Annotated in this window: 22 protein-coding genes; 15 read left to right on the top strand and 7 right to left on the bottom strand. The window is 56.8% G+C overall.

Annotated elements, in window-relative coordinates:
• Positions 1–112 precede the first annotated feature (112 nt).
• A complete protein-coding gene (locus tag RDV48_28615) occupies positions 113–352 on the bottom strand; it encodes a DUF433 domain-containing protein (GenBank protein ID MDQ7826795.1) in 240 nt (79 codons plus the stop codon).
• A complete protein-coding gene (locus RDV48_28610; protein ID MDQ7826794.1) occupies positions 349–477 on the bottom strand; it encodes a hypothetical protein in 129 nt (42 codons plus the stop codon). Before RDV48_28610 ends, RDV48_28615 begins: the two co-directional genes overlap by 4 nt.
• Before the next feature lie 291 nt (positions 478–768).
• Here RDV48_28610 and RDV48_28605 point away from each other — a divergent pair, with 291 nt between their 5' ends.
• Positions 769–1,032, top strand: coding sequence for a ribbon-helix-helix protein, CopG family (locus RDV48_28605; GenBank protein MDQ7826793.1), 264 nt, complete (start codon positions 769–771; stop codon positions 1,030–1,032).
• An 89-nt stretch (positions 1,033–1,121) separates the two neighbouring features.
• Here the strand turns inward: RDV48_28605 and RDV48_28600 are convergent, their stop codons facing one another.
• The 3 genes from RDV48_28600 to RDV48_28590 form a co-directional block, all read right to left on the bottom strand.
• Positions 1,122–3,365: an HNH endonuclease signature motif containing protein gene (locus RDV48_28600; protein ID MDQ7826792.1), complete on the bottom strand. Its 2,244-nt coding sequence runs from the start codon at positions 3,363–3,365 to the stop codon at positions 1,122–1,124.
• Between the two features lie 381 nt (positions 3,366–3,746).
• Positions 3,747–4,055 carry a HigA family addiction module antitoxin gene (locus tag RDV48_28595; protein ID MDQ7826791.1) on the bottom strand — a complete coding sequence of 103 codons (309 nt, stop codon included), beginning with the start codon at positions 4,053–4,055 and terminating at the stop codon, positions 3,747–3,749.
• Between the two features lie 27 nt (positions 4,056–4,082).
• On the bottom strand, positions 4,083–4,364 hold the full coding sequence (locus RDV48_28590; GenBank protein ID MDQ7826790.1) for a type II toxin-antitoxin system RelE/ParE family toxin: 282 nt from the start codon (positions 4,362–4,364) through the stop codon (positions 4,083–4,085).
• Between RDV48_28590 and RDV48_28585 the strand changes: the two genes are divergently transcribed.
• Positions 4,363–4,497 carry a hypothetical protein gene (locus RDV48_28585; GenBank protein MDQ7826789.1) on the top strand — a complete coding sequence of 45 codons (135 nt, stop codon included), beginning with the start codon at positions 4,363–4,365 and terminating at the stop codon, positions 4,495–4,497. The two genes, RDV48_28590 and RDV48_28585, sit on opposite strands and share 2 nt — an antisense overlap.
• A gap of 307 nt (positions 4,498–4,804) precedes the next feature.
• Here the strand turns inward: RDV48_28585 and RDV48_28580 are convergent, their stop codons facing one another.
• Positions 4,805–5,926, bottom strand: a complete 1,122-nt coding sequence (locus RDV48_28580) for an ankyrin repeat domain-containing protein (GenBank protein MDQ7826788.1) — start codon at positions 5,924–5,926, stop codon at positions 4,805–4,807.
• A gap of 232 nt (positions 5,927–6,158) precedes the next feature.
• Between RDV48_28580 and RDV48_28575 the strand changes: the two genes are divergently transcribed.
• Both RDV48_28575 and RDV48_28570 read left to right on the top strand, forming a co-directional pair.
• Positions 6,159–6,344, top strand: coding sequence for a hypothetical protein (locus RDV48_28575; protein ID MDQ7826787.1), 186 nt, complete (start codon positions 6,159–6,161; stop codon positions 6,342–6,344).
• Between the two features lie 237 nt (positions 6,345–6,581).
• Positions 6,582–6,815, top strand: coding sequence for an Rdx family protein (locus RDV48_28570; protein ID MDQ7826786.1), 234 nt, complete (start codon positions 6,582–6,584; stop codon positions 6,813–6,815).
• A 16-nt stretch (positions 6,816–6,831) separates the two neighbouring features.
• Here RDV48_28570 and RDV48_28565 read toward each other — a convergent pair whose 3' ends face one another.
• On the bottom strand, positions 6,832–7,311 hold the full coding sequence (locus tag RDV48_28565; GenBank protein MDQ7826785.1) for a QueT transporter family protein: 480 nt from the start codon (positions 7,309–7,311) through the stop codon (positions 6,832–6,834).
• A gap of 296 nt (positions 7,312–7,607) precedes the next feature.
• Here RDV48_28565 and RDV48_28560 point away from each other — a divergent pair, with 296 nt between their 5' ends.
• The 11 genes from RDV48_28560 (at position 7,608) to RDV48_28510 (ending at position 20,262) form a co-directional block, all read left to right on the top strand.
• The gene (locus RDV48_28560; GenBank protein MDQ7826784.1) at positions 7,608–8,561 is read left to right on the top strand and encodes a hypothetical protein; all 954 of its coding nucleotides are present in this window, start codon (positions 7,608–7,610) and stop codon (positions 8,559–8,561) included.
• 116 nt (positions 8,562–8,677) lie between these two features.
• Positions 8,678–9,217, top strand: coding sequence for a hypothetical protein (locus RDV48_28555; protein ID MDQ7826783.1), 540 nt, complete (start codon positions 8,678–8,680; stop codon positions 9,215–9,217).
• 51 nt (positions 9,218–9,268) lie between these two features.
• Positions 9,269–10,339 carry a lysylphosphatidylglycerol synthase transmembrane domain-containing protein gene (locus RDV48_28550; protein ID MDQ7826782.1) on the top strand — a complete coding sequence of 357 codons (1,071 nt, stop codon included), beginning with the start codon at positions 9,269–9,271 and terminating at the stop codon, positions 10,337–10,339.
• A 36-nt stretch (positions 10,340–10,375) separates the two neighbouring features.
• Complete coding sequence (locus RDV48_28545; protein ID MDQ7826781.1) at positions 10,376–11,704, top strand: FAD-dependent oxidoreductase; 1,329 nt, start codon at positions 10,376–10,378, stop codon at positions 11,702–11,704.
• Between the two features lie 11 nt (positions 11,705–11,715).
• Positions 11,716–12,948 (top strand): DegT/DnrJ/EryC1/StrS family aminotransferase, encoded by a 1,233-nt coding sequence (locus RDV48_28540; GenBank protein ID MDQ7826780.1) that lies wholly within the window; start codon positions 11,716–11,718, stop codon positions 12,946–12,948.
• 13 nt (positions 12,949–12,961) lie between these two features.
• Positions 12,962–14,311 (top strand): radical SAM protein, encoded by a 1,350-nt coding sequence (locus RDV48_28535; protein MDQ7826779.1) that lies wholly within the window; start codon positions 12,962–12,964, stop codon positions 14,309–14,311.
• On the top strand, positions 14,308–15,411 hold the full coding sequence (locus tag RDV48_28530; protein MDQ7826778.1) for a U32 family peptidase: 1,104 nt from the start codon (positions 14,308–14,310) through the stop codon (positions 15,409–15,411). The genes RDV48_28535 and RDV48_28530 overlap by 4 nt, the downstream gene beginning before the upstream one ends.
• Positions 15,411–16,196 (top strand): hypothetical protein, encoded by a 786-nt coding sequence (locus RDV48_28525; protein MDQ7826777.1) that lies wholly within the window; start codon positions 15,411–15,413, stop codon positions 16,194–16,196. Before RDV48_28530 ends, RDV48_28525 begins: the two co-directional genes overlap by 1 nt.
• A 7-nt stretch (positions 16,197–16,203) precedes the next feature.
• Complete coding sequence (locus tag RDV48_28520; protein MDQ7826776.1) at positions 16,204–17,622, top strand: radical SAM protein; 1,419 nt, start codon at positions 16,204–16,206, stop codon at positions 17,620–17,622.
• A gap of 2 nt (positions 17,623–17,624) precedes the next feature.
• Positions 17,625–18,737, top strand: a complete 1,113-nt coding sequence (locus RDV48_28515; GenBank protein ID MDQ7826775.1) for a radical SAM protein — start codon at positions 17,625–17,627, stop codon at positions 18,735–18,737.
• Entirely contained in the window at positions 18,730–20,262 is a 1,533-nt protein-coding gene (locus RDV48_28510) for a radical SAM protein (protein ID MDQ7826774.1), read from the top strand. The genes RDV48_28515 and RDV48_28510 overlap by 8 nt, the downstream gene beginning before the upstream one ends.
• Positions 20,263–20,274 lie beyond the last annotated feature (12 nt).

The following is a 20,274-nucleotide window of genomic DNA, read 5'->3' as shown; positions in this document are numbered from 1 at the left end:
TATCTCAAACCTAATTTCTTTCAAGAAAGTGTCTCAAATCTATTGACATGTTCCGCTTCCCTCAAAAGAATGACACTCGCAAGCGGGAAATTCTCATCAGCAAGGAAGCTCATCACACCGCCTCGCTTGAGATGCTGTAAAGATTTTCATCCTTCATGCATTCTGACGCAAAGGAGAATACTGCAAGAAGGCTTTCTTTTGTAAGCTGGGGATAGTTCTCAAACACCTGTTTCTCGGTCCATCCCTGGGCAAAAAGGCCCAGCACAAACTCCACGCTCAGCCTGGTGCCCTTGATCACTGGCTTGCCCCTCAGGATATCATCATCTGAATGAATATGCTCTCTCCAATTCACCATGAAAGCTTCCCCTCCTCGTGTTTCTTCATTACTTCGACAAACTCCATCTCAAGAGGCTCAGGCAGGGCCAGCAGCCAGTCGATAAAGAGGTAGAGACCGCGGGAGCGTGCTTTTCCAGCCACAGCGCCACCTCTTTCATTATATCATCAGCGAAGGGGTGAGACAAGAGAGAGTGCCGTCTCACCTGCTGCAATTTAAGTATAAAGAGATGCTGTTGCAGTGTGATGTCGCCGATGTAAAAGAAAAGCGCATTATTGTTACTATTTTGTGGCGCGCTTGTGCCTGCAGATGCGATCATGGGACATAAAGTTTCTTCGTGGTCATGCACGAAGAATATCAGCAGGTCATCACTTGCCATTATCTTATATATCGTATATAATGTATACAGAGCTATACAAAAGGTGGTGAACGCCATGCCGCACACAAGACAACTCAACATAAGACTGTCAGAAAAAGATTATGAACTGCTCAAGGAACTTGCACTTGAAAACAGAAAAACCATCAGCGACCTTATTCGAGAGCTTGTGGCAAAAGAAGAGCAGGAGCACCGGAAAAAGAAATTCCAGGAGGCTGTGGCTTTCTCAAGAAAATTTGCGAAAGAGAGGGGCCTGAAAGAGGAAGATCTGATTGCAGCAATAATGGAGAGCAGATACGGTGAAGAATGGAAGAACGAGTAGTCATTGACACAAATTATCTGTATGCCTTTTACAGAGGGATGCTCTGACATTTTCAAGCTGATATACAAGGCGACAAAAATGAGAAAGCTTTATCGGTGAGTGATTCTTCTGCCGCGGGAGAAGATGAAGGTGAGATCATGGGGCGCCGTACCCCTGATGATGAGGTGGCCCTCGTGGAGGCACCTGAGGTGGTGGGCCATGCAGAGGGTGATGAGATTGCCCTCGGTGGTGGGGCCGCCATGGGAGCGGTACCTGATATGATGGCCGTGGAGATTGCGGCGGCAGCGGCAGCCCGGGGCCTGGCACTGATAATGATCCCGGGCGAGGACGCGGCTGTGGAGATCCCTTTTTTCGGGATGGTCCCAGGCGGCGAGGAAGGTGTCAAGGAGGGCCTCGATGAAGAGGGCGGGGTCCTGCCCGCCAGCAGCGGCTGCTTCCGGCCTGCCGGCGGCCCAGAGCCTCACGGCATGGTTCCAGAGGGGGATGAGGTCCCTTTTCAGGAAGAAGCGTATGAGGGCACTCCTGTCCTGGGGGTTTGACCCGAAGGTTCCCGCCTTGTGGGGGTCCCCTGAGAGGATGGAGAGAATCTCGGGGAGTTCCGGGTGCTCCCCGCCCGCGGTAATCTGCCAGATTGCGGGAGCAAGCCCGCTATGGGTGACCCCAGACTCGTGTGCGCACATCTGGACTGGAGCATCCAAACCCTTATCACCACTGGGCTCCATGGCATTTGAATCTGCCTGGTCGGCCTTCTTGACGGACCTCCCCGTGACGGCCACCTCGAAGGCCTCGGGCTCTATGTCCCACTTTTTGTGGACCGCCCTTTTGGCGAAGCGGAGGAACGCCTCGACGGCATCCATGAGAGTGGCGACAGGAACCTCCTGGGCGTAGGAGAGCCACGCCCCATTGACGCGGGTCCCCTCATTGAAGACCCTGGAAAGAAGGCGCGCCTGCTCGGGGCTCAGCTTCCCCGCCTGCACGAGGTCCAGCATATCGGGATACTCCAAATAACTCCTTTCTAATTTGATTAAGGAATACGCGGTGCTGCGGGACATTCCGAGGCGCTCCCTGGTGTAGTGCCCGAGGGAGAGGAAGAGCATGTCCTTATAGAGGCTGAAATTGTTGAGGGTCCGAAGGAGCCTGCCCTGGTAGAAGGAGAGAGAGTTGCGCAGCGCCGCCATCGACCTCAGGCGGGCGACCGTCTCGAAGGGATCGGCGGGAGGGCGCACGAGTATCTTGTCTGGGGTGACAGAGGTATCGGCGTCGAGCCTGTGGCTTGCCGGGGCCTGAAACTCCGGGGGAAGCTCCACCGTGACGGGCTTCCAGGGAAGAAATCCCCACAGGTGCGACACCTCTTCGAGGTCCTTGTGGACCTGCCGGGCAAGCTCTTTTTCCCGCTCGCCGAAAGAGGCCTCGTCATCGAGGGAAGCGATGGCACCCGCCAGGGCGCCAAGGAGAAGCACTTTATCCCCGATGCCGGAATGGCTCTGAGGCTCCTGCCTCTCTGCTGCCTTGGTGCCGGGAGCATCGGAGGCACCACTGCGGAGAGCGCCTGTGCCGTGATTAAGAGAGGCCTCCAGGCATTGCGCCCCGAGCCCCTCGAGGGGTGCCGAAGCGGCGAACTCGGCGAGAAGGGCCTCAATGAAGCTCTCCGAAGGGAGCTCCGCCTCCTCACACCTTTGGAAGACTTCCAGCGCCCGGTCCCATTTCGCAGCAACGGAAAAAGGAACCCGCACGTTCACGGCGAGGCTCCTCTGCTCATCTTCATCGTCATCCCCGGCGATAAAAGAATCGATACCGGCCTCCCCGGCACCTGATTTATAACTCCTCACCTCCTCCTCCAGTTCTCTGATGGTGGACTGCATGGCTTTTTGGAGCCACTCCGCCTCGGTCTCGGGCGTCACGGCCTGGAAAAGATACCGCAGCGCGCTTTTGCGCAGAAGCCCCTGCTCAAGAGCCTCCCTGATGAGAGGGAGCTTTTGAAGGGCCTTCGCATTCCGCATGAGCTCATAGCCGCTCCTGGTCGAGATGCCCAGCTCCTCGCGCACGAAGTCTGAAACCCGCACGTAGCCGAGCTTCTCAAGCTTCCCATTTATAGAGAGAAGAGCCTCACCGATGAGGAGATCGAGCCTGATCCCGGCGGAAGAGAGGCACCAGAGGTTCCAGTCCAGGACCTCGGCCGTGAGATCACGGAAAATATGGCGGCAGTTCGAGCGCGAGAGGACCTCGTCGGCGCCGTACGTGACCAGCGGGAGGCCTGGGATGGCCTTGAAGACCTGCCCGCCCTCCATGGTGGCCTCGTAGCCGGGATACTCGCGGATCACACCGGTATTCACAATAATACTCCTTTCATGGATTTTCAGAGAAAGTTTGGATACTTGTGTATCCTATAACAATTATACAAGAATAAAAGATCCATGTCAAAACAGTAACCTGCAGAAATGCTTGATTTTATTGGCATTGGAGGCCATCATGGAATGCCCCGCAAAGGGCCGAAAGGGCCTGCCGGGTGATTTTTTAATTAAAAGGCCCTGAAAGCCCTGCCAGCGCAGAGATAAGGCCCTCCCCTGAAGGCGCGGAGAGTGTTCCTCGGAAAAGGATCTGAATGAAAAATTTTTTCGTGCTGAGAGCCCGACCGGAATAAGGGGGATTTACCGAAACAGGCGCTCAGGAATCTTCGTGGAAGCGCCCCGGGGAGGGCAGAGGCGGAGACTATTTCAGAAAGAGGAGGCCTTCGGCCCCTCGAAGGCCCTGATGGCCTTGAGCTCGTCATTGATGAGCGCCCTTTCTTCCTCCAGGTCATAGTCGTTCTGAAGGCCAAGCCAGAACGAGGGGGAGGTGCCGAAATAGGCGCTGAGCCTCAGGGCCGTATCAGCGGATATCTTTCTCTTTTTCCTTATTATCTCCGATATCCTCGTCTGCGGAAGCCTTGTCTCCTTTGCGAGACGGTAGGCGGAGATTCTGTAAGGCCTGAGGAACTCCTCTTCAAGAATCTCGCCGGGATGAATATTGGGAAGTCTCTCCATATCCTCACTTTTCCTTTCATACCCTGCTCAGTGATAGTCCACTATCTCCACCAGGGAAGCATGGCCGTCAGCCCACTGAAAACAGATACGCCATTGTTCATTTATCCTTATGCTGTACTGCCCCTTGCGCTCTTTACTGAGAGGCTCCAGACAGTTCGAGGGCGGTACCATGAGATCCTTGAGGGTCGATGAATTATTGAGCATCCTCAATTTTCTCCTTGCAAGAGCCTGAATCTCACCGGGGATCTTTCTTGAAGCTTCGCCGTCAAAAATCTTCCGGGTCTCTTTGGTGCGAAAAGACAGTATCATGGCTCTATGGTATCATAACGCGTTAGTATCGTCAAGCGTTACTACCATCGGCTCCATGGGCTTCAAGGACGCCCTGCCGGACATTATCGAGCTTCTTCCGCCTCTTCATCCTCTGCTCCTCATGGAAGTATGAAAAGCGAAACACTGCTCAGAAAGAGGGGGCCGTCTTCACCGGATCTTCACAGGGCCTTCCCCGTTTCTTCATACCGGGAGATTATAATGAAAGTGTGAAAAAGAGGAAAGGGAGGTAAAGGAAAATGATAACCAGGATGTATGGCGGAAACGGTGGTTGTGGAAAAGGTTCCTGCTGGTGGTGCCTGGCAAACGTGGTGCTTCTCGCGACCAACATGCCCTAATCTGAAGCGGGCTCTCCAGGCCTGAAAGGAAAGAGCCTCCCCGGGAGGCTCTTTCCTTTCAGGGGGGAAGCACCAGATGGCTCTTCATTTTCTTCCGCTCATAAGCTTCACCAGCTCCCCGTGGCCGTTCATCTCTGCCAATGAGAGGGGTGTCTCGCCATCGGCGTTCTTGATATCCACCCTCGCTCCCTTCTCAAGAAGGAAAGAGGCCGTCTCACTGTCACCTTTGAGGGCTGCATTATGAAGGGGAGTCCATAGGCTCTTGCTCTGCGCATTTACATCAGCCCCCTGCGAGAGAAGGAGCTTCACCGCGCTTTTCTGGCCGGCGTAGGCCGCGTAATGAAGAGGGGTGTCGCCTGATCCATCGCGGGCCCTTGCCAGATCAGGCGCTTTCTTAAGCAGTACCGCCATGGTTTTCGTGTCGCCAAGACCGGCGCAGGAAAATATGTCTTTGCTGGCGCCATGGGAGAGAAGAAAGGTGGCAACTTCACTGGGCCCGCTATGTGCCGCCATCATAAGGGGGGTGTCACCGGCAAGGTTCCGGCTGTTCACCTGAGCTCCCTTCTTGACGAGCATGATGACTATGTCATCATAAAGAGCCGCAGCCGCATGGTGGAGCGGCGTATTCTTTTCCCGATCTGCCGTATGCACGTCAGCGCCGGATTTGACAAGAAACGCGGCGATGAGAAATTCTCCTTTTTCAAGAGCAAGCAGAAGAGGCGTGAGGCCGTCGAGATTCTTTTCATTGAGAGAAGCTCCCTTTTTTATAAGGAACTCCGCGATCTCAGGTGAAGCGACGCCTCTGTCAGAACAGGCAGGTATGGCAGAATGGAGCGGCGTGTTGCCTTTCCTGTCTTTTTCATTGATGCCGGCCCCTGAAGATAAAAGACAGGTGATCGCCTTGTCAAAGCCGCCGGCAGCAGCCCGGTGGAGCGGCGTCTCCCCTGCGGCATTTCTTGTCCTGGCAAGCGAAGGGTTCTTCCTGAGAAGCGCCTTGACCGTGGCCAGGTCACCGTCCTGCACGGCCTGGAAGATATCTTTGGCGGCAGCCTGCGCATTCAGCAGGACAAGAAAGAGAAAAACCAGTGCAGCAAGAGAAAGAAACCCCCTTTTTTCCCTCCATGGGCACTCCATTAAAAATCCCCCCTTCATGCGGCGGAGCGGTATGACAAGGCCGAGAAAGGCCTGTATCACGCGCTGCGCCATGGATAAGATCTCTATGCGATATAATTTAACATTTCTTGAGAAATGCCGACAAACCCTCCCTCCCGGGCCTTCACTTTGCGGGAGGCTACCTCGATATGGCATCCCGGAACAGTGAGAACCTTTGAAGAGGCGCCCCCTTGAGCCCTCCGGGGAGCAGGAGAAACTTTACTAATTCTGCCCGATCTGCTATTATTAACTTGGGAAAGTATGCAGGAAAGGAGGTGTGCCCAATATGGACGAAATCGGGAAGATAGGTGAAAAGAAGGAGACTGACGACCTCTCCAAGCTCTGGAGGACTCCGATCGAGGAGCCCAAGGATACCAAGGCCCAGAGCCCGATCCAGGCTCCACAGGATGTTGGACAGCAGGCGCCCGAAGTCGGCGGCTGCGAGGACAAATGCTCCGTGGGCGGCGGGTGATAAGACTGAGCTTGGGAGGATGGGACATCCTCTCGCCGGTCGTGTGAAAACACCTCGAAGGAGTGCTGCAAAGCGCTCCTTCCTGCATGGAGGGGGCCTCTTGATCGCCTCCTCCATACCTGCTAAAATAATACAAGGAACTTATTATCCCAGGAGACCCTCCCCGGGCCTCGGAAAGGACCCGTCATGTCAGACATGATAAAGATCAAGATAGAATACTGCGTCCCTTGAAACTTCATCGCCAAGGCCACGAAGATGGCTGAGCTCATCAAGGAGCACTTCTCCGACATTGAGGTCAAGCTCGTGGCAAGCGCCGGCGGCGCTTTTGAAATCTACCTTGAGGGAAGCATCATCTTCTCAAAGCTCGACGAGAGAAGATTCCCGACAGACGAAGAGATTCTCACGATCATAAGAAAGCACGGCGAGAAGAGGTCGAACATCGACGCCATGAGGAACAACTTCAGGTTCTGACCGGCTGCGTGGTGGCTTACTGCTGCTCTTTTCCCTCGAAAAGGGCAGCCTTCCTCAATGCCGTATAGATGATCATGCCGATTCCATAGACTGCCACTGCTTCGCCGAGGCCCACGGAGATCACGGTGAGCCAGAAGGGCACCTTCGCCACGAGGTGAAGCATTGCCGCCACCCCGAAAGCATTGATGACTACTGGAAAGAGGAGCGCGGCAAAGGGGTGCCTCCTGAACCTCCATGTGCCCGCTGCGGCAAGAAGGCTGAAAAGGGAGCCCGCCACGATGTCAGGCATGCCGTTGGGGCCGAGGAGGTTCGCGATGAGGCACCCGGTAAAAAGGCCCGGTATGGCCGCAGGAGTGAACAGGGGGAGCACCGCGAGAGCCTCGCTCACCCTGCACTGAAGGGGGCCGAAGCTCAGAGGCTCCATCATGAAGGTAAGGGCGGCATAAAGGGCCGCTATTATCGATGCGGCAGCGATATAATGAGTTTTCCTGTCCATAAGGTGCCTTGAATTTCGGCATAAGATGCCTGGTACCATAGCATGAAACAATCGTATCGTCAAGCAGAAGTCCTCAGTGACATATCGAGAGAAGGCCCGACACAGGGCGACATACTTCCCGGCAAGACAGTGGTGCATGACCGACACAGGCCATGACATATGACATAGGTGCCTGACATGACATAGAGCCACCAGAGGTCATGACACAATGCATGGCCTGGCGCGGGCGGAGCGGAGGCGGCATATGTCGCCGGTGAGAGGAACGGGTGGCCCGGGCCGAGAAGTGGGGAATCACCATGTATTCACCTTATGTGCCCGAGAAATTCTGCCGCGAGTTTGTGGAAGTGAAGAGGAACAGCTCGCAGATATCCCTCATCATGGCCACAGTCCTGGGCCATAAGCCCCTCATGGATGACTGGGTCCCCCGTGAGGCGCTCCCGGACTACCTGGAGATCTGCGCGCGCTACGGCCTTCACGCCAGGGTGGACGCCCTTTTTGTGGGGGTCCCGCGAACCCGCATCCCCGATTCTATCGTCGGCAGGGAGTACATCACCTCCACATCGGCCTTCGGGGCCCCTGTAGAGGCTGACATAGAGGGACAGGCCCATGTGTTCCTCTCAAAGCGCAAAGAGCTTCTTCTCCATGGCATGTGGTATCCCCTCATCATCAGGGGGCGCGTCATCCAGCAGCCCCGCGCCGACACCCTCCGCTACGGCTCTTACCTGGGATATCCCGAGTGCTGCATTTCATTCTTCAGGTTCTACAACAACTGGAAGCGCTACAGCTTCCTCTATGAGATACACAGGAACACCAGGGGCGGGGCCCCCCCGCACTATCTCTGCAACCCTCTCACCAAGGACTCTGTCTATTCCTACATCTATCACATGCCATGCTCATGGCGGTGCCGGGCCACCATCAGGCAGGCTGAAGCCTTCAGGAAAGCACTCCTGGCCCTTGAGCCGGAGTTTGTGAGGCGCACTGACAAGGCCCTCCGCCTTCCTTACCTTGTCTTCTACGAGCGGCACATCTATGGCTTCAGGGGAGTAATCAAAGGGAACCGTCTACATTACCAGGAAGCCTATTCTGCTGACCTTGTCACGGCGCCCCAGAGCTACCTTCCGCAGCTCAGGGAGGGGGACAGCCTGGTGGTGGAAGGAGAGACCGTGAAGGTATTCAAGGGAAAGGATCACCTCGCCGACCTCCAAGGGAACAGCACGCTTGAAAAGCCCTTTCTTATCCAGTTTAAATAACGTGGCCACAAGAGCCCTTTTATATTCGAAAAATCACTCTTGAGATTTATGGTAATTCATGCAATTCGTGGTAGAATAGTGCTGTGATTCCCGGCGAGAAAAAGGGGCAGACCACCATGGAGCAAAGCGATTTCAGAGAAATTCAGCGCACTTTCTTCTCTCTCACGGGTATCCCTCTCGAGGATCGGGAGACAAACCTTATTGCAGAGGGGAGGATGCGCGCCGATACCCTTTTTCACTCCCTGGCCGATTTCCTCTTCGAAAAGCCGGGAGCCCTCCCGGGACTCCTCATGAGGGTGCGCACATGGCGCGAGCGCTATGACGAGGAGCTCTTCCATGCCATGGAGGGCTACCTTCATTATCTCGGCGAGAATTACCGCGAAGCGGCGGGGTGCTTCTTCCAGAGCGTCGCGAAGAATCCCGGAAACCTTGACAGCTGGCTGGACCTGGCCTTTGCGCTTCATCACCTGGGAAACCCTTACGGCGCCATGATCCTTTTCAACTTTCCTCATGTCATGGCCCTTTACAGGGAACTGGGAGCCGGGAAGTGCCATTACGCCATGCTTGAGAAGATTTCAAAAGAGCTTGACAGGAGAAAGCTTGACTACCGGTATGAAGCGCGGGAGGCCATTGCCGGAATGCTCGCCGCCTCCTGAAGGCAGGTGGGGAATTTTTCCCATTTCCTGTCCCTTCTGAAGGAGAAACATTTGTCGTGGTTAAGTATATCTGAATATACAGTAAGAGTATCAGGACAGAAGGCCGACATCATCCCCATGGAAAACTTGAAGAAATGGCGCAAGGTTCTAGAAATAGCCATCAGCATAGGCCTCCTGTGGCTCATCATCTCGCAGTTCAAGAACACCGAATGGATAAAGCTCCTCGTTCATGCTAAAATTTCCTATGTCCTCTTGGCTCTCGTCATCTTCATGGCAGGAAATGTCATGAACGTCTACAAGTGGCAGATGATCGCCCACTCCCTGGGAATCACGGTGAGCTTCAGGAAAGCTTTCCGCATCTACATGGTGGGTGCCTTCATCAACACGTTCCTCCCTGCAGGCGCAGGGGAGATCAAGCGGACATTGGACCTCTCGAAGGACAACAAGGAATACGTGGCCTCCTTCATATCGGTGGTCCTGGAGCGTTGGACAGGCTTCATGGCCTTGCTCCTGATGGCGTCGGTGGGACTTGCCATCGACTACGAGAATTTCAGGCACACGCAGTTCCCCTCGATCCTCGCCATCGTGGGAGGAGCCGGGATTCTTGGCTCATGTGTCATGTTCGGCGCCTTCGGCCTTGTAGGGAAGCTCAAGCGCTTTGAAGCCCTGAAAAGCATCGTGGAGAGCCTGGAGCGCATCGGCCCCCATTTCAGGAAAAATCTGAGGCTCGTCATAGAGGCTCTTATCATCACCCTGCCCCAGCCCCTCCTCATTATCTGGTACTTCCAGCTCCTCGCCCAGTCCCTTTCCCTCACCGTTCCTCTCCAGGTCTATTACTTCACCGTGCCTTTCATCCTCATCATCTCGCAGATCCCCATCTCCATCGCCGGCATCGGCGTCCAGGAAGCCTGCTTCCTCGCCGTGTTCAGGCCGCTTGACGTTCCATTGGAAGGGATCTTCTCCCTTTCGATTTTAAGCTATGCAGGGAAGTTCGCTTCCGCCATGATTGGGGCAGCCTATTACTTCCACGGAACCATTGCATGCCACGGCGCCAAGGAGTGCCCTCCCCCCCTGGCAGAGATCGACGAAGAACCGCAGAAGGAACAGGCAGCCCTCTCTTGATCCCCAAAAGATGCCAGGAAAGAAGATGAAAAGACTATGAAAAAGATAGTGATAGTAGGCGGCGGCGTGGCGGGGCTCTCCTGCGGGCACATACTTGCCGAGGCGGGCTTCCCCGTGGTGATCCTCGAGAAGGAGAGGGACACGGGGGGACTGGCGCGGACCTTCACCTACGGCGACTTCATCTTCGATATCGGCCCCCACCGCTTTTTCACGACCAATGACCGGGTTCTGCGCTTCATCACCGACACGCTGGACGACGACTACCTGACCATAGACCGCCGCTCGGGCGTGCACTTTCTCAGCCAGTACCATCTCTGGCCCCTGAGGCTCAAGAGCGTGTTTCTCCTTCCTCCCCTCGTGGCGGTGCAGGCCTTTATCGACATCTTTGCCAAGGAGTTTGCCGCCCATCCCCCGGGCGAGGAGCAGAGCTTCGAGGACTATGTTCTCAGGAAATATGGAAAAACTCTCTATAGCACCTTCTTCCGTGACTACACACAGAAATTCATAGGTATCGCAGGCCATGAGACCCATGCCGACTGGGCCAAGATAGGCGTGGAGCGGGCCACCATCAGCAAGAAAATCACCACGGGAAGCCTTTTCCTGATCCTGCGCACGATGCTCCTGCCTCTTCCTGAAAAGACCAAGTTCATCTATCCCAGGAAAGGGTGCCAGGTTTTCTGCGACAACCTGAGGGAGAAAATCAGGGCAAAGGGAGGCGAGGTCCATCTCTCGGCAGCGCCGGTCAAGATCACACGCGAGGGGGGAACGGTCACCTCCGTCACGGCCGCAGGCTCGGATTTTGAAGTGGACACCCTCTTCTGGTCGGGAAGGCTTGACGATCTTTACGGGCTCCTGGGCCTTGAAGGCCTGAGCCTTTCGTACCTCTCCCTCATGCTCTACAACGTGGAGCTCCGGAAGCTCCCGCGCTACCGCTTCCAGTGGTGCTATTTCGGCGCCAAGGACATCATCTTCTCAAGGGTCACCGATCCCCTCCTCTTCTCGCCTGACACGGCGCCCCGGGGGAAGGGAGGGCTCTGTGTCGAGGTCACGGCGAGCGAGGGAAACGAGGTCTGGAGAGACCCTGAAAAGTTCAAAGACCGCGTCATTTCGGACCTTGTGAAGGTGAAGATGATCGGCAGTCGCGATGAGGTCCAGGCTGTGCATATAGAGCCCATTCCCGCCGCTTACCCCGTGTACCGCGTTGACTACCAGGAGCACCTGGCAAAAGCAAAGGAAACTCTGGCCCCCTTTAAAAACCTCACCCTTTTTGGAAGAACAGGGCTTTTCTGGTATAATAACATGGATCATTCCATCGAGAATGTCTTCGAGGTCACCGACAGGTTCCTCGGTGAGAAAAAACCGTAAAGGAGAAGCCTATGGCGGTGATTCCCAGGTTTTCCCTGGCCCTTTCCACCGGCGAGCTTTTCATGATGCTCTCGGGGCTCCCCTCGGCGGGGCATACCATGGGGCCCATAGAGGAGCTTGAAAAAGCCTTTGCGACCTACATCGGCGCAAAGCACGCCTTTTTCGTGCCCTCGGCGCGCCTGGGGCTTTTTCTCATCATAAAGAGCATGGGGCTCCCCGAGGGGTCAAAGATCATCATCCCCGCATGGACCCATGCCTCGGTGCCTGCCATGGCGAGGGCCTGCGGCCTTGTACCCTGTTTCGTCGATGTTGATGACCGCACGTTCAACATGAATCCAGAAGCCATCCCTGATGAAGCCCTCAGGGAGGCCTCGGCAATAGTTCCCACCCACCTCTACGGCTGCCCCTGTCCCATGGACACCCTCCTCGAAAAGGCAAGGTCCTCTGGCCTCAAGGTCATCGAGGACTGCGCCCAGGGCTGCGGTGCCCGCTACGGCGAGAAAACCGTGGGCTCACTGGGCGACGCGAGCTATTTCAGCTTTTCCCTCACCAAGAACTTCACCACCATGGGAGGAGGCATGATAGCCACCTCCGACCCGGGCCTTGCGGAGAAGCTCAGGGCCTCCCTGGCCGCAAGGTCGCCAGGAGCGAAAATGCTCGCCCCCCTTATCAAGGCGATGGCTTTCAAATGCGGCACCGAGCCCTTCATCTTCAGCCTCACCCTTTATCCCTTCCTGAGGCTCTTTGCAAAGGGAGGAAAAGACCCGCTCCATGAAGCCTTTGAAGAGCATGTCTCGATGGAGAAGCCTTCAATTGAAAAGCTCCTGTGCTCGGACCTCCAGGGGAGGCTCGGCCTCTCGCAGCTCAAAGATCTTGACAGGAAGAACGAGGCGCGCCACAGGTGGGGGAAGCTCCTCATCGAGAAGCTCGGGGATCTCGGGGGAATCACCCTTCCCGTCATCCCTGAAAAGGCTTTCCATATCTTCCTGAGCTTTGTCATCAAGTGCGAAAACAGGGGGGCGCTTGCTGCCGAGCTCCTCAAGCTCGGCGTGGACACGTCGCCCGGGTATCTCAAGGCCTGTTTCCTGCTCCCGGAGCTTTCCTCCTTCAGGCGCGAGTGCCCTGTGGCCGAGGGAGCCGCCACGAGGCAGCTTCACCTTCCCCTCTATCCCTCGATGACCGAAGGAATTATCGATCATATCGCGAAAAGCCTGAAAGCCGCCCATGGAAAGATAAAGGCCTGAGAAGGAGCTCACTATGGGAAATGATACCGTGCTCAGGGAGACACAGAGCGTGTGCCCCACCTGCATCGATGAAGTACCGGCTACTCTGGTATCAAGAGATGAAGGGGTATTCCTCGTCAAGAGGTGCCCTTCCCACGGCATGACGGAGGTGAAGCTCTCGGCCCATCCCTGGTACCATGGGGAGCTTGACCGCTACTATTTCTCCGTGATGAAGGAGCGCCTGCCCCAGAGGGATTTTCTCGTGCGCCTCACCGAGCGCTGTAACCTGAAATGCCCTATCTGCCTTGCAAGCGCCAACATGAACGAGCGTTCGGAGTATTCTCTCGAGGACCTCGAGAAATTCATGGACCAGAAGCGGAAGCTCAAAATCGACCTTATCTCGGCTGAGCCCACTGTGCGCGACGATCTCCCCGACATCATCAAGGCCATCAAAAAAAGGGGTCATATCGCGGCCCTCCATACCAACGGCATCAAGCTTGCCGATGAGAGCTACTGCAAAATGCTCTCCGAGGCCGGCTGCGACGAGGTCCACCTGCAGATGGACGGCTTCTCCGACGAGGCCTACATGAAGATCAGGGGAGCGAAGCTCACGGAGAACAAGCTGAAAGTCCTGGATAACCTCCAGAAATACAACCTTGCCACCGATCTCGTCATGGTGGTGGTGCCGAAGGTGAATGAAGATGAGATCAAGAAAATGCTGGACTTCTTCCGGGACAAGCCCTACGTGCGGGAGCTCTTCTTCCTGGGGCTCCGCTCCCTGGGCTATGCCCGCGAGACAGCCCATGACCACTGCCTCACGCCTGACGAGGTCATTGATATAGTGGAAGAAAAGTCAGGAGGTCTCATCACCAGGAAGGGGGTCTTCCAGTTCCAGAAGCTCTACTTCGCCCTCCTCTCGCTGATGGGTGTCAGAAAGTGCCTCTACGTCCAGCATTATATCCTGGTGAGAACTAAAAAGGGCTACCTCCCCATCGAGAAGATGTTCAACTGGGACAGGGTGGAAAAGCACCTTGACAGGCTTGCCGGGATCCCCAGGAGCAACGGTCTCGGGAGGCTCTTCTGGTTTCTCGGCCTGGGCCTTTCAATGCTCAACAGCCACTCCATAGGGCTCTTCCTGGAGTTTCTGATCCTCAAGATACGCCTCTTGGTGGGCTTCGATCTCTCCAAGCTCCCCACGAAGGTTCTCATCCTGGGGTTCATCACCGCCTGCGATCCCTATATCTTCGACAAGGCAATCGCCGAGCACTGCGGCAAGGGCGAGCTCTCAATCGACGTGGGCTATGAGGAGTCGGGTTCAAGGGCCAACATCAAGCGCGAGAAAATCTGGTACCAAGAGGCACTTGAGAAGGAGGGAAAAGCATGAAGATCCTTTCGCCTGCCCGGGGTCCCGCTGAGATTCTCCCTCTCATCGAGGCCGGGGCCGAAGAGCTCTACGTGGGCGTCCTTGCGTCGGACTGGAGAAAGAAGTACACCAACATCGCCTCCATCAACAGGAGGGAATGGTCATCGTCAAACATAGAAAGCTATGAAGACCTGGAAGAGGTGGTGAGGATAGCCCATGAGCACAAGGCCCGCGTCTTCCTCGCCCTTAACGCCCTTTACACGAAGCCCCAGTATGAGCAGCTCCTCGAGCATCTGGACCGTATAAGGGCTGTTCCCCTTGACGCCCTCATCGTTGCCGACCTGGGGCTCCTGCTCACCCTGAAGGAGATGAAGTGGCCCACGGAGATCCATATCTCCACGGGGGGGACGACTTTCAACAGCGAGACGGCCCGCTTCTACCACGAGGAGTTCGGGGCCGAGCGCATCGTGCTTCCACGCCACCATACCGCCGACGAGATCGTGCACCTTGCGAAGACAATCGACTTCATGGAGGTGGAAGCCTTCATCTTCAACGCGGGATGCAAGAACATCGACGGCTTCTGCACTTACCAGCATGGCACAAACGAGATTCTCCACAAGGGGAGCTGGCAGCTCCCCAAGAAGTTCGGCATCGATCAGGCTTTTTTCAAGTCACTCCGTGCCCTTACGCCGCAGATGGCCGTAAAGTTTACAAGGGCCCTGGGGGGAAGCCCCGACTCGGCGTGCCTTCTCAACTACGACATTGCGATAGCGAAGGGAAGCGGGAATAAGGAGGAGGAAGAGGCGGCGATAAAGTGGCTCGAGTCCACCTTCAACGTTTACTCGGGCCTTGATCCCTGCGGTGCCTGCGACCTGTACCGCTTCCACCGTGCCGGCGTCGTGTCGGTGAAGATCGTGGGCCGTGAAAACCCGCTCTGGAAAAAGGAGCGCGATGTGAGGTTCCTGAGGGGCTGCCTGGATCACCTGGTGGAGAAAAGGCCGTCACAGGGAGATTACGAGAAGTTCTGCCGCGAGCATTACAGAAAAGTCATCGGCTCAAACTGCCTTGACTGGTGCTACTACCCCAGGACGGGCTCACAAAGGGAGAAGGTGACGACGTAATGGAAAAAGCGGTGTTTGTTGTGAGGCCGGAGAGCCTCGCCCTCGCAAAAAACGGGTACGGGAGGCTCTATTTCGGCCAGGAATTCTGCGACCGCCTCATCCCCTCCAAAGACGCTCTCAAGGAGGCCGTGGACCACGCAGGGAAGGCCTCCATGGCCTTCACCCTCGTGACGCCCTACCTCACGGAGGAGCAGTTCCCCCGGTGGGTGGCCCTCGCCGAGGCTCTCGAGGGGCTCCTGGGTGATTTCGAGATAGTCATCAATGACTGGGGATTCTTAAGAAAGCTCAGGAGCCTCGGCACAAAGCACCCGTACCTTCTGGGGAGACTCCTCTCGAAGCAGAAGAGGGGGCCCCAGATCCTGAGGATCCTGGACAAGGTCCCCGCCACGATGGTGGATCACTTCCGCCGCTCCACCTCCGACGTGCCCGTCACGGTGGAGTTTCTCAAGAAGATGGGCTTCCGGCGCATCGAGCTTGACAACCTCCTCCACGGCATCGAGCGGGAAAACGAGCTGCCGGCATCGATTTACTATCCTTACGGCTATATCACCACGACGCGCCTGTGCCTGTCGAACTCCTGCACGAACCGCACCGAGTCCCTGAGGGCCATCTTTCCCTGCGGGAGGGAATGCCAGAAGCTCCACTTCAGCCTCTCCCACAAGGACATGCCCGTCACGGTGACCCTCGCGGGGAACTCCCAGTTCTTCGTGAACGAGAAGCTCCCCGGGGAGCTCGAGAAGCTCTCCATCGACAGGCTCGTCCATGAGCCCGAGATCCCCCTGTGAGGCATCGATGAACATCCTTCTCATCAATCCCCCCAATGATCACAGGATTTACTCCGAGGTGCCCCACCGCGTGGGCGAGGAAGTGGCGAGCCTCCCGCCCCTGGGCCTCCTCTACCTCGAGGCCGCCCTTTCAAGCCTCGGGGGCCACAAGGTCACCATCATCGACTCCCCGGGCGACAGCCTCACATACGAGAAGATCGAGGAGCGCATAAAGGAAGAAAAACCCGACATCGCCGGCATCTCGGGCCACACCCACAACCTCATCGACATGCTCAAGGTGAGCGCCCTCGTGAAGGCACACTTCCCCGAGGCCAAGGTCTGGTGGGGAGGAGCCCACGCCTCGGCCTTTCCCGAAGCCTCCATGACCTTCAAGGACGTTGACGGTGTCGTCGTCGGCGAGGGAGAGAAATCCTTTGCCGACGTGGTGGCCGCCCATGAAAAGGGAGAGCCCCTGGATAAAATACCCGGCATCCTCCACAGACGCGACGGGAAAGTGGTGAACACGGGGCCGCCCCGCGCCATCGAGGACCTCGACAGCCTCCCGCACCCGCGGCGCGACGTGATCGATTACAGGAAATACTACTACGTGATAGGCCACGAGGTGACGGCCACAAGCCTGGTCTCAAGCCGCGGCTGCCCTTATCGCTGCACCTTCTGCTCCACGCCGGGGCGCTCCACCTTCAGGGCGCGCTCGGCGGCAGACGTGGCCGACGAGATGGAGCAATGCGAGAAGCTGGGCATCAGGGAGATCTACTTTGTCGATGACACCTTCAACGTAGACCGGAAAAGGGCCCTGGACCTCTGCGCGGAGATTGTGAAGCGCCGTATCAGGATAAGCTGGAACGTGAGGGCCCGCATCAACCTCATCTCCGAGGAGCTCACAGACAGCCTCATCGCCGCAGGCTGCACAAGGATACAGCTCGGCGTCGAGACGGGCACCGACGAGGGCCTCAAGGCCCTGGGAAAGGGCATCACCGTCGAGGAGATCAGGGCCGTCTTCGCCATGCTCCGGAAAAAGAAGATCACCACCGTGGCCTATTTCATGATAGGCTCGCCCCACGAAAAATCGCCGAAGGACGTGATGAAAACCATCAGCTTCGCCTGCTCGCTTGACCCTGACTACTGCCTTTTCGGCGTCCTCACTCCCTATCCCGGCACCGCCCTCTACGACGAGGGGATAGCCCGGGGCATCCTTAAAAAGGAGTCGTGGGAGCGCTTCGTGACCTCCCCCGAGGAAGGCTTCGTGCCGGAAGTGTGGACGGAGTTCATGACGGGGGAGGAGCTTTACCGTCTCGTGGACATTGCCTACAAGAAGTTCTACTTCAGGCCGGGGCAGATGATGAAGAAGCTCCGCGACGTGAAAAGCCTCCCGGACCTCATGCGCAAGCTCAGGGCCGGTGTGGGCATTATCTGCTCCCGGGGGTAGCGATGAGACCAGTGCCACTTACGAAAGCCCTCCTCTTCAAGCGGACTCCCGTCTATGTCCACTATGGCGTCACGCACCGCTGCAACCTCACATGCCGCATGTGCGGCCTCTGGAAGACGGCGAAGCGCTCTCTGGAGCTTCCCCTCGAGCGCATCAGGAAGATGGCCAGAAACTTCGGCTCCCTGGGCGTCTCGTTCATCTCCCTGGGCGGCGGCGAGCCTTTCATGCGCGATGACCTCCCCATGATAATCAAGGCCTTCATGGACGAGGGCATCACGGTGAGGCTCCTCTCCAACGGCATCATCACCGACAGGAAGCTCCTCGACGAGGTCCTCGCCACGGGCCTGCGCCACGTGTCCATCTCACTTGACACGAGCGACGCCAAAATGCAGGCCTATATCTGCAACAGGGACGACGCATGGGAGCGGGCCAGCGAGTCCCTGGACTTCTTCGGGAAGCACTTCGCCCGCACAGGCGGCCTGGGGATAATCAACACCGTCGTCTCGAAGCTCAATATCGGCGAGATCCCCGCTTTCGTGGGCCTGGCGGAAAAATATGGCTTTTACTGCTCCTTCGTGCCCCTGGAGGTGCACCATTACGGCGGCGAGGCCCTGAGCTGCTCCGAGGCTCAGCAGGACCTCAACTTCTCGCCCGACGACCACGAGACCATCAAAGAAACTTACAGGATGCTCATTGCCATGAAAAGGAAGGGGAAGCACATCTTCAACAGCACGGCATTCCTCGAACGCTCGAGGAGGTACCTCCTCGGCGAGAAGCCCCGGTGGCGCTGCCTGGCGGGCATGCTTTACTTCTCCGTGAGCCCTGAGGGCTTCTTCTCTCTCTGCCACCGGTTCAAGGGCTACAAAGAAGAGCCCATGGAAATCGCTGCCGACAGCGACGAGGTCCTTGAGCTTTTCAAGTCGGAAGAGTACTTCAAGGCATGCCGGAAGACCATAGCCGCGTGCCCGGGGTGCCTGAGGCCCTGCTGGAGCGAGGTGTCCCTTGTCTTCACCGAGGCATCGAGCTTTTTGGAGGCCCTCGTAATGCAGGGAAGGGGCCGGGGAAGGGTGAATGGAACGGCGAAGGGCAGCCGCGGGGAGGTGGCCCATGGGTAAAGAGTTCACAACGGTCCTCACCACCTTCTACGGCGCTGAGAACGCGGGGATCCGCTATCTTTCGGCAGCCCTCAGAAAAGCGGGCCATAAGGTTTTCATCGTCTTCTTCCGCGAATGGCGCAACAACAACGTCACTTTTCCCCCCGAGAGCGAGTTCGACCTCTATCTCAAGCTTGTGAAGGACCTCGGGGCAGACCTCCTCGGCCTCTCCTTCATCTCCCCCATGTATTCCATCGCCAAGTCCCTCACCGAGAGGGTGAAGCGGGAGCTCGCCATCCCCGTCATATGGGGAGGCATCCATGCCACGTCGGCCCCCGAGAAATGCCTTGAGACGGCCGACATGATCTGCATCGGCGAGGGCGACGATGCCATCGTGGAGCTCGTGGAGAAGATGGAGAAGGGTGAGGATATCACCGCCATTGAGAACCTCTGGTTCCGGCGCGAGGGGCAGATCGTGAAAAATTCCATGAGGCCCCTTGTGGAGGACCTGGACAGGCTTCCCTATCCCGACATTGACGACGAGGGAAAATATCTTGTCGATGAGGGCAGGGTCACCTCCGGCGAGCCCACTCTCCGCGGCGCCGAGTACCGCATCTACGCCACGAGGGGATGCCCCTACAACTGCAGTTACTGCTATAACAGCATACTGAGGAGGATCTACAAGGGGAAGGGAAAATATTACCGCCACAAGAGCGTGCCATACCTCATCGGCGAGCTCCTCGAGGTAAAAAAGCGCTTCCCGCGCCTCAAGCGTGTCAAGCTTGACGATGACACGGCCTTTGCCCTCGACCATGTATGGATAGACGAGTTCTGCAAGGAGTACCGCGAGAAGATAGCCGTACCCCTCGAGTGCCTGCTGAATCCCCACCTTCTCAAGAGGGACATCCTGGAGAGCCTGAAATCGGCCGGGCTTGTAAAGATCCAGGTGGGCATCGAGAGCGGCTCCAAGAGGGAGACAAGGGAGATCTTCAACAGGACGCCCGGCAACGCGCAGATTCTCCGCTTCGGCGAGCTCAACAGGGAGCTTAAGATAGAGGTGGTGTACGACGCCATCATTGACAACCCCTTTGCCACCGAGGAGGACAAGCGAGAGATGCTGGAGTTCCTCCTTGTGATTCCGAGGCCTTACAAGCTCTACCTTTACTCCCTCAACTATTTCCCCGGCACCAAGCTCACCGAGGAGCTTCTCGCCAAGGGGATCATCAGGGAGGAGGATGTGGAAGGCTTTGCTACCAAGTCATGGCGCCAGTTCCGGGTGAGCATGGATTATCCCCGCCCGAAGGAGGAAGTTTTCTGGCTCTCCCTTTACCTTCTTGTCTCCAAGAATTTCATTCCCCGCTCCCTGATAAGGTGGCTCTCGCACTCCTCGTGGCTGAGGTCTCACCCGGGCCCCCTCTTCAGCTTCGCGAAGTTCTGCAACCTCATAAGGATGCTTGAGGTGGCCTGGGAGATGTTCACCCACGGAGAGCTCACCCTCTTCAAGATAAAGCAGTACGGAAGCTACCGCAAGATGATCTCCCAGTAGCATGATGAGGCC

The sequence above is a fragment of the Candidatus Eremiobacterota bacterium genome (assembly GCA_031082125.1).
Lineage (GTDB): Bacteria > Vulcanimicrobiota > CADAWZ01 > CADAWZ01 > Ess09-12 > Ess09-12.
Note: the sequence above shows the minus strand (reverse complement) of the source record. Positions and strands in the feature narration are given on the sequence as shown.